Annotated in this window: 10 protein-coding genes; 7 read left to right on the top strand and 3 right to left on the bottom strand. The window is 61.0% G+C overall.

The genetic code is table 11. The features are described 5' to 3' along the window. Positions 1 to 2 precede the first annotated feature (2 nt). From V1273_RS10825 to V1273_RS10815, 3 genes are all read right to left on the bottom strand, one after another. Complete coding sequence (locus tag V1273_RS10825; protein ID WP_334409574.1) at positions 3 to 1,025, bottom strand: branched-chain amino acid ABC transporter permease; 1,023 nt, start codon at positions 1,023 to 1,025, stop codon at positions 3 to 5. Beyond that, positions 1,022 to 1,924 carry a branched-chain amino acid ABC transporter permease gene (locus V1273_RS10820; RefSeq protein ID WP_028350130.1) on the bottom strand — a complete coding sequence of 301 codons (903 nt, stop codon included), beginning with the start codon at positions 1,922 to 1,924 and terminating at the stop codon, positions 1,022 to 1,024. The genes V1273_RS10825 and V1273_RS10820 overlap by 4 nt, the downstream gene beginning before the upstream one ends. A gap of 95 nt (positions 1,925 to 2,019) precedes the next feature. Next, positions 2,020 to 3,279 carry an ABC transporter substrate-binding protein gene (locus tag V1273_RS10815; RefSeq protein ID WP_334409573.1) on the bottom strand — a complete coding sequence of 420 codons (1,260 nt, stop codon included), beginning with the start codon at positions 3,277 to 3,279 and terminating at the stop codon, positions 2,020 to 2,022. 168 nt (positions 3,280 to 3,447) lie between these two features. On the opposite strand from V1273_RS10815, the gene V1273_RS10810 reads away from it, so the two are divergent. The 7 genes from V1273_RS10810 to V1273_RS10775 all read left to right on the top strand — a co-directional run bounded on the left by V1273_RS10810 (position 3,448) and on the right by V1273_RS10775 (position 12,961). Further along, positions 3,448 to 4,944 carry an AMP-binding protein gene (locus tag V1273_RS10810; protein ID WP_334383123.1) on the top strand — a complete coding sequence of 499 codons (1,497 nt, stop codon included), beginning with the start codon at positions 3,448 to 3,450 and terminating at the stop codon, positions 4,942 to 4,944. Next, a complete protein-coding gene (locus V1273_RS10805) occupies positions 4,941 to 5,597 on the top strand; it encodes a TetR/AcrR family transcriptional regulator (protein ID WP_334383124.1) in 657 nt (218 codons plus the stop codon). The genes V1273_RS10810 and V1273_RS10805 overlap by 4 nt, the downstream gene beginning before the upstream one ends. Then, positions 5,587 to 6,360 carry an SDR family NAD(P)-dependent oxidoreductase gene (locus tag V1273_RS10800; protein ID WP_334409572.1) on the top strand — a complete coding sequence of 258 codons (774 nt, stop codon included), beginning with the start codon at positions 5,587 to 5,589 and terminating at the stop codon, positions 6,358 to 6,360. Before V1273_RS10805 ends, V1273_RS10800 begins: the two co-directional genes overlap by 11 nt. Before the next feature lie 14 nt (positions 6,361 to 6,374). Continuing rightward, entirely contained in the window at positions 6,375 to 8,285 is a 1,911-nt protein-coding gene (locus V1273_RS10795) for a flavin-containing monooxygenase (RefSeq protein WP_334409571.1), read from the top strand. Between the two features lie 531 nt (positions 8,286 to 8,816). Then, positions 8,817 to 9,446 carry a 2-hydroxychromene-2-carboxylate isomerase gene (locus V1273_RS10790; RefSeq protein WP_334409569.1) on the top strand — a complete coding sequence of 210 codons (630 nt, stop codon included), beginning with the start codon at positions 8,817 to 8,819 and terminating at the stop codon, positions 9,444 to 9,446. Between the two features lie 122 nt (positions 9,447 to 9,568). After that, a complete protein-coding gene (locus tag V1273_RS10785; RefSeq protein WP_334409568.1) occupies positions 9,569 to 10,510 on the top strand; it encodes a GAF domain-containing protein in 942 nt (313 codons plus the stop codon). Between the two features lie 756 nt (positions 10,511 to 11,266). Further along, positions 11,267 to 12,961, top strand: a complete 1,695-nt coding sequence (locus V1273_RS10775; protein ID WP_334409567.1) for a TolC family outer membrane protein — start codon at positions 11,267 to 11,269, stop codon at positions 12,959 to 12,961. Positions 12,962 to 13,073: the final 112 nt, after the last annotated feature.

Below are 13,073 nucleotides of genomic sequence, written 5' to 3'. Positions count from 1 at the left end.
GGCTAGCCGCGCTCCCCAGCACCATTACGGCGTTGCGCGTACCATTCGACGACGAAATCCATCAGGCCCTTCCGCAGGCCGATCGCAAAGAACAGGATCACGATCCCCAGCACGAGGCCGTGATAATCGGTCAGGCGGGTGACGGTGTCGTTGAGGATCAGGAGCAGCACGGTGCCGACCATGGGCCCGAGGAATGTGGTCACGCCGCCGAGCATGTTGATGAAGATGCCCTCGCCCGAAATGGTCCAATAGGCGAATTCCGGATAGGCCCCGGAGACGAATAGCGCCATGATGATTCCGCCGGTCGAGGCGAACAGCGCCGCGAGCACAAAGATCGTCAGTTTGGCACGCCAGACGTCGATGCCGATGAAGCTCGCACGCGTTGCATTGTCGCGGATCATGCGCAGCGTGTAGCCGAACGGCGACTGCGCGATCCGATGCATCAAGAACAGCCCGATCACCAGCAACGCGCAACTCGCGACATAGAGATGCAATTGGTTCGACAGATCAATGCCCAAAAATGGCGGCCGCGGAATGCCGCCGCGCAATCCCTGATCGCCGCCGGTCAGCGATACCCAGGACAGGATCGTCGAGTGGATCAGCATCTGGAACGCCAGTGTTACGAAGGCGAAATAGATTTCCTTCAGCCGCACGCAGATGGCACCAATGACGAGGGCGACGACAAGCGTGATCGCCAGCGTTGCAACGAAAGCCACGGGGACGGGAACGCCGGTCTTCTGCATCATCAACCCGAAGCCGTAGGCGCCGAGGCCGAAGAACATGCCGTGGCCAAACGAAATCAGGCCGGTGTAACCGACCAGAAGGTTGAGCGATGTCGCGAACAGCCCGTAGGCGGCGCAGCGGATCACGAAGTCGAGCAGCAATTTGCTGCTGAAGACCGCCGGCAACAGCGCCAGCACGACAAAGACCGCAAGCGCAATCAGGGCATCCCGATTGCGCCGCGTCTTTGCTTCATGGGGAACGTCGAGTGCCTGCGCGCCCTGCTCGGCCTGCAATTCGGTCATGCGACCTCCTTGCCGAACAAGCCGGTCGGCCGCGACACCAGCACGATCACCATGAACAGGTACATCAGCCCTTCGGTAAACAGCGGAAAGCCGAGCGAGCCGAACGAGCGGATCATGCCGATCAGGAGCGCACCGATCAGTGCACCGAGGATCGAGCCCATGCCGCCGATCACGGTGACGATGAAGGACTCGATCAGGACCGAAAATCCCATGCCCGGCGTCAGCGAACGCACCGGCGCTGCAAGTGCGCCGGCAAGGCCGGCCAGCATGCCGCCGAGCGCGAATACTCCGCCATAGATCAGGCCAGTATTGATGCCGAGGGCGGATACCATGCCAGGGTTATGGGCGGCCGCCCGGATTACCTTGCCGATCCTGGTGCGGGCAAGGCCGAGCCCGAGGATCATGGCGGCCGCGAGCGCAACACCGATCAGGAGCAGATAATATGGTGGCACCACGCCGCCGGCGATGAACAGCGGCACCACCTGGAACGCCGCCGGCATGCCCATCGATTTGAACTCGGGCCCCCAGATCATCCGCACCACGTCATCAAAGATCAGCACGAAGGCATAGCAGACGAGAAGCTGCATCAACACGTCAGCGCCGTAGACCCGGCTCATGAAGACGCGTTCGAAGATCAGACCGAGGATGGCGGTACCCGCCGCACCACACAGCATCGCCAGCGCAAAACTGCCGGAGAACTGATAGGCCGTCATCGCGAAATAGGCGCCGAACATATAAAACGCGCCGTGGCTGAAGTTGACGACCTTGAGTACGCCGAAGATCAGCGTCAGCCCGACGGCGACGAGAAACAGCAACATGCCGATGATGAAGCCGCTGGTGGTTTGCGTCACCAGACAGGCGGAGCTGGCGAGACAGCCGGTAAGCGCGTCGAGGTCCAAGGGAACACATCCATTCCAGCGCGCCGGAACAGCACGCGAAGGTCATTCGGCGGCGGACGGGCGGCAGCTTGCGCCACCTCCGCCGTCGCGGTCAATCAGGTGTAGCCCTTGCTCTTCTTCCACTCGGCTTCGAGTTCGAAGATCGTCTTCCAGTCGCCCGCCTGAACTTGCGGCACGTAGGGCTCCTGCGGAATCGTGGTTCCCCAACCGATCGCATAGCCCACCAGCGTCTGGTCCTCGGCGCGCATGGTGACGGTGCCGTCGGCGCCGAACGGCGACTTGATCTTCAGGCCGCGGAGCGCCTCCGCGATCTTCTTGCCATCGGCCGAATTCGCCTTCTTGGACGCTTCCGCGAGCAGCATGATCGCCGTCGCATTCTCCCACGACCAGTTGGTCGGATATTCGTTGTATTTCGCCTTATAGGCGTCGCCCCACGCGGCGTTCTCCGCCGTTGCAGGATATGTCTTGATGTAACGGTTACCGGAGTGAATGCCCTTCGGCAGGTTCTTCACGACAGTCAGCGCGGTGTAGTCGGCCATGTTGACTGCGAACACTTCCATCTGGCTGAACAGCGCGTAGATGTTGGCCTGGTCGATGTAGGACGTGAGGTCGCCGCCCCACAGGCAGGAATACAGCGCCTGCGGCTTGGCCTGCAGGATCTTTGTCACGACCTCGGTGTAATCGGGCTGGAATAGCTTTGGCCAGGACTCGCTGATGATCTCGATGTCGGGCGCGAAGCGCTTCAGATATGTCACGTATTCGCCGGTAGTGTCGCGACCATAGGCGTAATCGGGCGAGCAGGTCGCCCATTTCTTCAAGCCCTTGGCTTTCGCAATCGCCGCCGCATAGCTGCCGCCGACAATCGAGTCATGCACGCCCTGGCGCGCAGTACGGAAGGCGTTCGGAATGTGCTGCTTGGGATCGGCGGTCAGCGCGGAAGTTTCCGAATTGGTGTGAAGGCAGAGCACGCCCAGATCGCGCGCCACCTCGTGCACGGCGAACGCGCCCGATGACGCTTCCGCGTCGATCAGGATTTCGCATCCGTCGGTGTTGACGAGTTCGCGTGCGACGCGGGCGGCTTCCTGCGGCTGCCCCTTTGAATCGCGGATCACCATCTCGATCTGGCGTCCAGCGAGACCGCCGGCAGCATTGACCTTCTCGACTTCCAGCATCACGCCATTGCGCGATGAGGTGCCAAGCTGCGCCACGCGGCCGGAGAGAATGGTCGGCATCCCGACCTTAATGGACTTGGCTTGCGCGCGCGCCACCCAGGGCGTCGCGAATGATACGGCACCGGCGCCCATCATCGCCAACGTCGCACGTCGGCTCACGCCCGGTTTGCGGGTTCTCGTCATTGCTTCCTCCCTGTGGATTGGCGTTCCCAATCCCTGCCGGAGATCGTGACGCCTCCGTATGCCCAGAGGATTTCAGAGCAAGGGGGGTGACGTCAAGCCAAAGATGAATTACGAGTCAGAATTCATATATCAGGAAAGCCAGACCGAAAGCGGCGTTTCGAGCGGCAAATGATCAACCTTTCGAGCTTCATCGCTTTTCACGCCAGGCGGACGCCGGAACGCTGTGCGCTGAAATACCGCGGGGAGGATGTCTCCTACGCCGCGTTCGATGACCGCATCCGACGGGTCGGCGGCTGGCTCGCTGCGCGCGGCATCGGCCCCGGCGACGTCGTCGCGGTGCTGATGCAGAACAGCACGGCCTTTCTCGAACTGGCATTTGCGACCAGCCACATCGGCGCGGTGTTTCTGCCGATCAACTATCGCCTGTCCGCAGATGAAGTCGGTTACATCGTCCTCAATTCCGGTGCGCGCATCCTGATTGCGGACGAAGAACTCGCAAGGTTTGCCGCTGGCGGCGCACCGGTGGTGCTGCTCGATGCGTCAGCGCAATCCACGGTCACACGGCTTGCGCCCGACATCGCGCCCGCCCCGATGCAGGTCCGGCGGCCGCGCGATCTGATGCGGCTGATGTACACGTCAGGCACCACCGACCGCCCCAAAGGCGTGATGCTCACTTACGAGAACCTGTATTGGAAATCGGCCGATCAGACGCTTGTCTTGGGATTAAGCGCGGAGACGCGACTGCTGGTGGTCGGTCCGCTCTATCACGTCGGCGCGCTCGACCTGCCGGGTATTGCCGTGCTCTGGCATGGCGGCCTGCTTTCCATCCACCGCAACTTCGAGCCCGAGCAGGCGCTCGCCGCGATCGAAGCTGAGAAGCTCAACGCCGCCTGGTTTGCACCGGTCATGACGACGGCGATCCTCACCTGCCCGACCCGCGACCGCTACGATGTCTCCAGCCTGCGATGGGCGATCGGCGGCGGCGAGAAAACCCCGGAAGCACGCATTCGCGCCTTCTCCGATTATTTCAAGAATGCCCGCTACATCGACGCCTATGGGCTGACGGAAACCTGCGGCGGCGACACTTTCATGGAAGCCGGCCGCGAGATCGAAAAGATCGGCTCGACGGGCCGCGCCATTGCCCATGTCGAAATCGAAATTCGCGATGACGCCGGCAACCGGCTGCCATCAGGCCAGAACGGTGAGATCTGCCTCCGCGGCCCCAAGGTCACGCAGGGCTATTGGAACGATCCCGAGAAAACCGCGGCCGCGTTCTTCGGTGACTGGTTTCGCACCGGCGACATCGGCTATCTCGACGAAGACGGCTTCCTTTACCTGACCGACCGCAAGAAGGACATGATCATCTCCGGCGGCGAGAACATCGCCTCCTCCGAGGTGGAGCGCGTCATCTACGATCTGCCGCAGGTGCGCGAAGTCGCCGTGATTGGCATGCCGGACGAGCGCTGGGGCGAGAAGCCGGTTGCGGTCGCGGTGCTCACGGATGGCGCCACGCTGGAATTGCCTGATCTCATCGAACATTGCCGCACGCGCCTCGCCAGCTTCAAGGTACCGAAGCAACTCATCATCCGCGATCATCTACCGCGCAATCCATCGGGCAAGGTGCTCAAGCGCGTACTGCGCGCCGAACTGGAACCTCACGCATGACGCAATCATCGCAAGCTGCATCCGGTAAGGTCACGAAGTTGAATCGCGTCGAGCGCAACGCTTGGACCAAGCGCAGATTATTCGACGCCGCCACCAAGATCGTCGGCAAGTACGGTTACGCCGAAGCCTCCGTCGCCCGTATCACCGAGGCAGCCGGCGTGGCCCAAGGCACGTTCTACAATCATTTCGAAAACCGCCAGGAACTGCTCGATCAATTGCTGCCGAAGATCGGCATCGACATGGTTCACTTCATCCGCGAACGCACGGGCACCGCAGATGCCGCGAGGCAGGAGATCGAGCGCTTCAGCGCCTTCTTCGATTTCATCCGCGAGGTGCCGGAGTTCCTGCGCATCCTCAACGAGGCCGAGTATTTCGCACCGGTCGGGTACCAGAAGCATCTCGATAATATCGCGACCGCCTATGTACGCATTCTCAAGCGCGCCCGCACGGCCGGCGCCATCGTTGACTTCAGCGACGATGAGTTCGAAGCCATCGTTCACATGTTCATGGGCGCACGCGGCTACCTGAGCCGGCGATACTCATACACCGGCGGCGCGGTAACGGCCGCGCCCGACCATGTCATCTCCGCCTACCGAAAGCTGGTCACGCGCGGGCTGTTCACGCCGGATAAAGGCAACAGCCATGACCGCTGACGGCATCGTTCTCGTCACCGGCGGCAGCCGCGGCATTGGCGCCGCGACCGCAACGCTTCTCGCCGGACAAGGCCAGCAGGTCGTTATTGTCGATATTGCGCCCGAACCGCTCGTGGACACGCAAAGCATCCTGTGGCCCGCGCCCTTCGATGTCGCGAGCGAAAGCGCCGTTGTCAGCGGCATCGCCGACATCGAGACCGCCCACGGCCCAATCATCGGGCTGGTCAACGCCGCCGGCGTGTTCGGCAAGATGCACAAAATCGAACGCGTGCGAATGGAACAATGGGACCGCGAGGTTAATATCGATCTGCGCGGCACGTTTCTGGTGGCCCGCAGCGTCGGCTTGAAGATGGCTGAGCGCCGGCGCGGCGCGATCGTCAATGTCGCCTCCGTTGCCGGCATGACCTCAGGCCCGATCCACGCCTATACCGCGGCGAAGGCCGGTGTCATCCAGATCACGCAGACGCTGGCGGCCGAATGGGGACGCAGTGGCGTCCGCGTCAATGCGGTCTCGCCCGGCTTCACCCGCACGGCGGCGCTGGAAGCCGGCATCGCTTCGGGCGCGCTGAACAAAAAGTGGCTCGAAAGTCCGACCGCGATGAACCGGCTGGTCGAGCCAGTCGAGGTCGCGCAGGCAATCGCGTGGCTGCTTTCACCAATGAGCAGCGGCGTCACCGGAATCAACCTTCCTGTCGATGCCGGTTATATCGCCGGCACCACTTGGGCCGCCTATGGCGGCTTGCCGGAAGCACCAGGCGCGTAAACGAGGACTCCAGCATGAATGTCGAGCTGCCGCGCAAGAAACTCGATCTGTCATCGGCCATCGCCGAAGGAGATATCCGCGTCCTGCTGATGGTGCTGGTCCACATGACCGGCGATGAGCGTTGGCTGGAACCGCCTTGCAGGCCCAAGCGTGACGTCCGCCTGATTCCGGATCCGCAAGCCGGTCTGCCCCCGGAAATCCAAGCCAAGATCCGCACGGCCGTCTTGAAGCTGTTCGCAAATGGTGAACCGAAGCCCGTCATCACCGATCCCGGCAACGAATTGATGCTGAAGATGATGCGGGCGACGCTCGGCGAAGACGTGGCACCTGAATATGCGCCGCTGATGCGCGAGGAAATGGGCTTCATTCCCCGGGAAGCGCGCTGGACCAAACCGCGGTCGGATGAAAAGCTGGCGCAGCAGCACGTGCTGATCGTCGGCGCCGGTGTCTGCGCCATCGCGCTCGGCGTCGCCCTTGGCCGCCTCGGCATCCCCTACACCATCGTCGAGAAGAACGACGAACTCGGCGGCACCTGGTATGTCAATCGCTATCCCGGCTGCGGCGTCGATACGCCCAACCACTCGTACTCGTTCTCATTCGGCCGGCGTAATCCGTGGACGCGCTATTTCGCCCAGCGCCGGGAACTGCTCGATTACCTCAGGAAGGTGGCGCTGGAACACGACATCCGAAAGCATCTCCGGCTCAACACGGAGCTGATATCGTCGCGCTGGGACGAGCGCAAGCGACGCTGGATATCGACGTTGAAGACGGCCAACGGCGAAGAGATATTTGAGTCGACCACGCTGGTCAGTGCGATCGGTCAACTCAACGACCCCCACCCGGCGCACTTCAAGGGCGAGGAAGATTTCAAGGGCGTGATGCTGCACTCCGCCCTGTGGTCCGACGACATCAAGCTCGACGGCAAGCGTGTCGCCGTCATCGGCACCGGCGCTACCGCCATGCAACTGGTGCCGTCGATCGCCGACCGTGTGGCGTCGGTCACCGTTTATCAGCGTACCGCGCAATGGGCGCGCCCGGTGGCGGGCTATTCCGATCCCATCACCGAGGGCGCGCGATGGCTGCTCGCGCACCTGCCGTTTTATGTGCAGTGGTATCGCTTCAACATGTTCTGGCGATACGGCGACGGCCTCTTGCCGTTCCTGCGCAAGGACCCCGAATGGCCGCATCCCGAGCGCGCCGTCAACAAAGGCAATGACCGGCATCGCGAAGAGCTGACCAATTTCATTCTCTCGGAGTTGAAGGACCGCCCCGATCTGATCGAGAAATGCGTGCCGACCTATCCGCCTTATGGCAAGCGCATCCTGCTCGACAATAACTGGTTCAAGACGCTGACGAAGCCGAATGTCGAACTGGTCACCGACAGGATCGACCATTTCGCGCGCGACGGCATCGTCGCCTCTAACGGCAAGTTGCGGCCCGCAGACATCATCGTCATCTCCACCGGCTTCAGGGTCACCGAAATGGCGGCTCGCCTCAACATCACGGGGCGCGATGGAAAAAATCTGAAGGCAGCCTGGGCCAACGACAACCCGACCGCCTATCTCGGGCTCACCGTGCCGGATTTTCCAAATCTTTTCGTGATGCTCGGCCCCAATTCAGGTCCGGCGCATGGCGGCAGCGTGATCTTCCAGTCGGAGTGCCAGAGCCGCTACATCTCGGCTTGCCTCGTCGAGATGATCGAGCAAGACATCGCTGCGATCGACGTTCATCCGGAGGCACACGATGCGTACATCAAGAAAGTTGATGCCGAGCACGAGCAACTGATCTGGACGCATCCCGGAATGACGACCTATTACCGCAACAAGCAAGGTCGGGTTTTCTCGGCAATGCCATGGCGTTTCGTGGACTACTGGGCGATGACTCACGATCCTGATTTACAGGATTACCGCCACACGAAGGGCTAACCTACCAATGCCCGCGGGAACCCGATGGATGTGTTACTTGACACCTGACTCTAACTGCCGCAGCATTTCGTACGCTGCACCTGCAGGAGTCGCGGAGCGTTGGGCTCCCCGTTTCGCAGGCATTGGCGGCTCGGTTAGGTGATCGAGACGACACGCAGCGGAAGCGGACGTATCGTCCGTTGGCCAACTCTTGGAGAGGAGCATGACGCCACCGGATCAGACCGGTGACCTTGCTCAGCGCAAGGTCCAGGTGCGGTTGAGGTCATAAGCAGCTGCCAGCCTCATCGCGCCTTCAACAATCCAAACCTATCCGCGGGACTGGAGCGCAAAGGCCACGCGCAAGCCGGATCCCGAGAACATACTGGTGTCTACCAGAAATCCTTCGCTTATAACGAAGATGTAGGGCCCCGCGATGCTCTTATGCACCGGGGCCCATTCGTTTTGGCGGGCCTATTCGTTTCAAAACCGCGCCGCATGGTTCCATGCTCTGTTCGGATCGGAGATACTGATCCGATGGAACAGGAAAACGCCATGAATAGACCGCGCGTCCGCATCTACACCGACTACAAAAGCCCCTACGCGTTCGTCGCCAACAAGCGGCTGTTCGAGCTTGAGGAGATTTACGGCGTCGAACTCGAATGGCTGCCCTACACGCTGCGCATCCCGGAATTCATGGGCACCGTGGAAGAGCGCACGCCGCATTTCTGGCGCAAGGTGCGCTACGCCTATATGGACGCGCGCCGCTACGCCAATGCGCAAGGCCTCGTCATGAAGGGTCCACGGCGCATCTATGATGCCTTCTATGCCAGCGCCGGCATGCTGTTCGCCCAGCGCCATGGCTTGTTCCGCCCCTATCACGACACGGTGTTTCGCCGGTTCTGGAGTCATGATCTCGAAATCGACGAGCTCTCCGATATTTCCGGCGTGATCGCCTCGCTCGGCGGCTCGTCAGAAGAATTCGAAGCTTACGTCCACGGCCCCGCGCGGGCAGAACACGATCGCATCATCGACGAGGCGGAAGCGCTCGGTGTGTTCGGCGTGCCAACCATGGTCTTCAATGGCGAATTGTTCTGGGGCGGCGATCGCATCGACATGCTGATCGAGCGCATCCGGAATCCGGAATCGATCGCGACGGCGCTCGGCAGTCGTCACCGGACGTGAGATCGCAGACAAGGGGCCGAGACCCCCGCACGATCTTTGGGCGGCGCCTGCCTGTAATTTGATCGCACATATCGTCGCCAGATCGCCGATGCTGACGTCAGGCGTAGCGACAGGTGCGTCCGATGAAGACATTCATTCGCGTCGTTGAATTGTGGGTGCCCGACCGAACCCGCACGCGCCTAGAATTCGGAGGCTGTCTTTGCAGCGACGAGTATTCGGAGTTCAAGGCTGTCAGCGAGAACGCGCTGTTTGCCTATGACGAAGGGCTGCCTGGCAAGGCCTGGGCTTGCGGCCATCCCGTCATCCTCACGAAATTTGCAAACTCCTATTTCAAGCGCACGGATGAGGCGATCGAAGCCGGATTGACCTGCGGCGTGGCGCTGCCGGTTTTTGCCGGCGAATTCCTCATGGCTGTGATGGTGCTGTTCTGCGGCGACGACGACAAGCACGTCGGCGCGATCGAGCTCTGGCACAACGATCCCGAGAAGTCCCACGAAATGGGACTGGTCGACGGCTATTACGGCACCGCCGACATGTTCGAGTTCAATTCACGGCACACAAAGTTCCCGCGCGGGTTTGGCCTGCCCGGCCGTGCGTGGAAGGCGTGCATGCCGCTCATTATCAAGGACCTGCACAATGCCAGGAGTTTCCTCCGTTGGGAGGAAGCGAGCGAAATCGGAATCAATTGCGGCGTCGGCATTCCCTACACGACGTCGCCGGATCAAACCTGGGTCATGACCTTCCTGTCCGCGCAGGCAACGCCGATCGCCAGACGTTTCGAGATCTGGGTGCCGGATCCGTCGCGAACGGAATTGGTGTTTCAGTCCGGCGATTGTAGCAGGAATGCCGATCTGGCCTCGCTTTATGCCGAAAAGACGATACGCAAGGGCGAAGGCAGTATCGGCGGCGCTTGGGCGACAGGCATGCCCGCGATCAACGAACATCTGAAGGTCGACGAATCGATCGCGGCGCAGCAGGCGCGCGCAGCCGGCATGAACCAGATCGTTGTGCTGCCAGTGATCGAAAACGCCCTGCTCAAGGCCGTGCTCGCCTGGTATCTCTGAAGGCGCCTTCAAAAATTCAGCGCGGCGCACGTACACGACAACGCCTACACCGAGGCCCTTCGCAGCGTGCGTCACCTGCCGGGCAGACGTGTCAACAGATGGTGATTAAAACGAATTAAATACTGCTACTTGGCGGAATTTAAATGAGATAATCCTTGTCAAAATAACCGGTCGGAGGCCGTCATGGATACCCCCGAACAAGAAGAGCTCAACGACCGCCGGAACTTTCTCATTTCGGCAGGCAGGCAGGTTTGCAGCCGTAACTCCTCCAGCCATTACCTTATTGCTGTCTACTTCTTTGACATCCGACGCAATCGCGGGTTCGGGCAACGGCCTGTGGAAGGGTAACAACGGCCACGGCAATGGTGGTGGTGACAACAGCCCAAACGGCAAGGATGACCAAAACCGCTAACGAAGCTGCGCGGTCATCGACCGCCTATTAGCCCGCTCTTTGAGCCAGCATAGCTTCCGGGGACCAACCCCCAAGCCCAACCCGGAAGAAGGCGGCCCCAGTTTCTTTCCAGGGGCCGTTTCGCTAGATGCCTGCGAGCCGTTCCCGCCGAACCCGTGGGCTCGTCGGAATTAAAAGCTACTAATTAACGGAACTCACAGTTATTTAAGGATGCCTTAAGTTGGGCGAACCTGTGGCTGAAATGTCATAGGGGAATCCGGTTCCGTTTGCTAGCTTGTGTCTAATTTAACGCAATTGAAGCGTCATTTGACGGCAAGTTTTTTTAGTTGGTGGGGACGGGGGCAATGAAATCGTGGTTTTGTGCGGTCGCCAGTGTGCTTTTGGCGACGACCGCGCCTGTTTCAGCGGAACCCTTTTCCATTAACGATGCATTGAAGCAGGCTACCCTGACCAATCCAGGCGTCGGCGAGGCATCTGCAAATCGGCGCGCAACAGAGTCAGAACTCCGCCAGACACAGAGCACATTGCTGCCACAGGTTCGGGTGGAGGCCCGGTACGGTCCTGAAAAATTCGACCAGAGCGCTGCAGTCGTGAGCGGTTCGGCGTTGCCGGTTCCCGCGCCCGGAACTGGCACTTGGCGAAATGGAACCCAGGGGTCGGTTGTCGTACGACAGGTACTGTTCGACGGATTTGCTTCCATTCATGACATCTGGCGGCAAACCGCCAGGGTTAACGCGGCCGCCTTCCGGGTCCGGGAACGGACAGAACTCATCGCGCTGGATGCAGCGGAAGCCTATGTCGATGTCGTCCGGTATATGAGGCTGGTTGATCTCGGGCAGCAAAACATTGCCAACCACGAGCGGATATTCTCCAACGTGCAATCCCGCTTCTCGGGCGGCCGGGCCGGCGAAGGCGACTTGGAACAGGCGCGGGAGCGCGTGGAAAACGCGAGGGCGACGCTCGCGGAGTTTCGAAGGAATCTGGAGGAGGCCCGGGCCAAGTACCGCAAGGTCGTGGGACTCGAGGCGTATAATCTGCGCTTCCCCGCCCCGCTGGCTGGGTTGCCGGCAACCAGGGATGAAGCGCTGGCGATCGCGGTTCGCTTCAATCCAACCATCAGGGCCGCGCAGGCAGATGTGGACGCGGCCAAGCACGCTTTCCGGGTCACGGACGGCGCTTTCGTGCCAAACCTCTCGCTCGAGGGCCGCGCGACCCACAGCGACAATACCTATCCGTATCTGGGCGTCACCCATGACGACTACAGCGGCAAGGTCGTGATGTCCTGGGACGTCTTCCGCGGCGGCCAGGATTCTTGGCGCCGTACCGAGATGGCCGAGCGTCACACCGAAGCGACCATGCGTCACGCGCGGTTGCAGCGAGATGCGCTGGAATCCATCGACAAGGCTTGGGCTGCGCGAACGGTAACAGCGACACGTGTCGCGGCCCTGACCCGTCAATTACAGGCGGACCGCAAGACGATCGCAGCGTTCGACAAGGAATACGAACTCGGTCAACGCTCGCTGATCGATTTGCTGAATGCGCAAAACCAGTACTTCAATGCCGCCGTCTCGCTGACCTCTTCGCGTGGCGTCATTGTCTTCGCCGACTATCAGATGCTGGCGGCTATGGGGACTCTGCTTGAATATCTCAAGGCTCCTCCCCCCGTAGATGCAGCACCGGTCGATCTGGCGCCGCTTGGCCTGCCCGTCTACAAGTTTTCGACGCCACGCGTGACCTTGCCGCAATCCGGATCGGAGCCGCTGCGCGTCGCAAATGCGGCCATCGACGCTTCCGCAGCTCCCTTGGCCTTTGCCACCGCGGAACCGCGGGAAGGCTTTACCGATCGCTGGCCGCGTGGGGCCGTCGCCGCAAGGATGCTCGGAGCGCCGGAATGGTTCGCCCAGAAGCAGGGCCGTAGCCCAAGCCAAGCGGTCGTCACTCACGTCGACCCGACGGCGCAGCTATCGATGTCATATGCTTCGGCGCATGAGGGCAAGCCGTATTGGCTGCTGTCGGCCTTCCCCTCCGAGAAGAAGTAAACGACAGTTTATCTGAGGTGAGCAGTTAATATAAGGGCGCGGTTAATGGCGCCGGAAGTGTCTGCTAATTAACTGTCTGAAAGAATAGCCGAATCCAGCCCATGCTTCGGAC

The sequence above is a fragment of the Bradyrhizobium sp. AZCC 1721 genome (assembly GCF_036924715.1).
Lineage (GTDB): Bacteria > Pseudomonadota > Alphaproteobacteria > Rhizobiales > Xanthobacteraceae > Bradyrhizobium.
The sequence above is the reverse complement of the archived record's forward strand: the minus strand, read 5'-3'. Positions and strand labels throughout refer to the sequence as shown.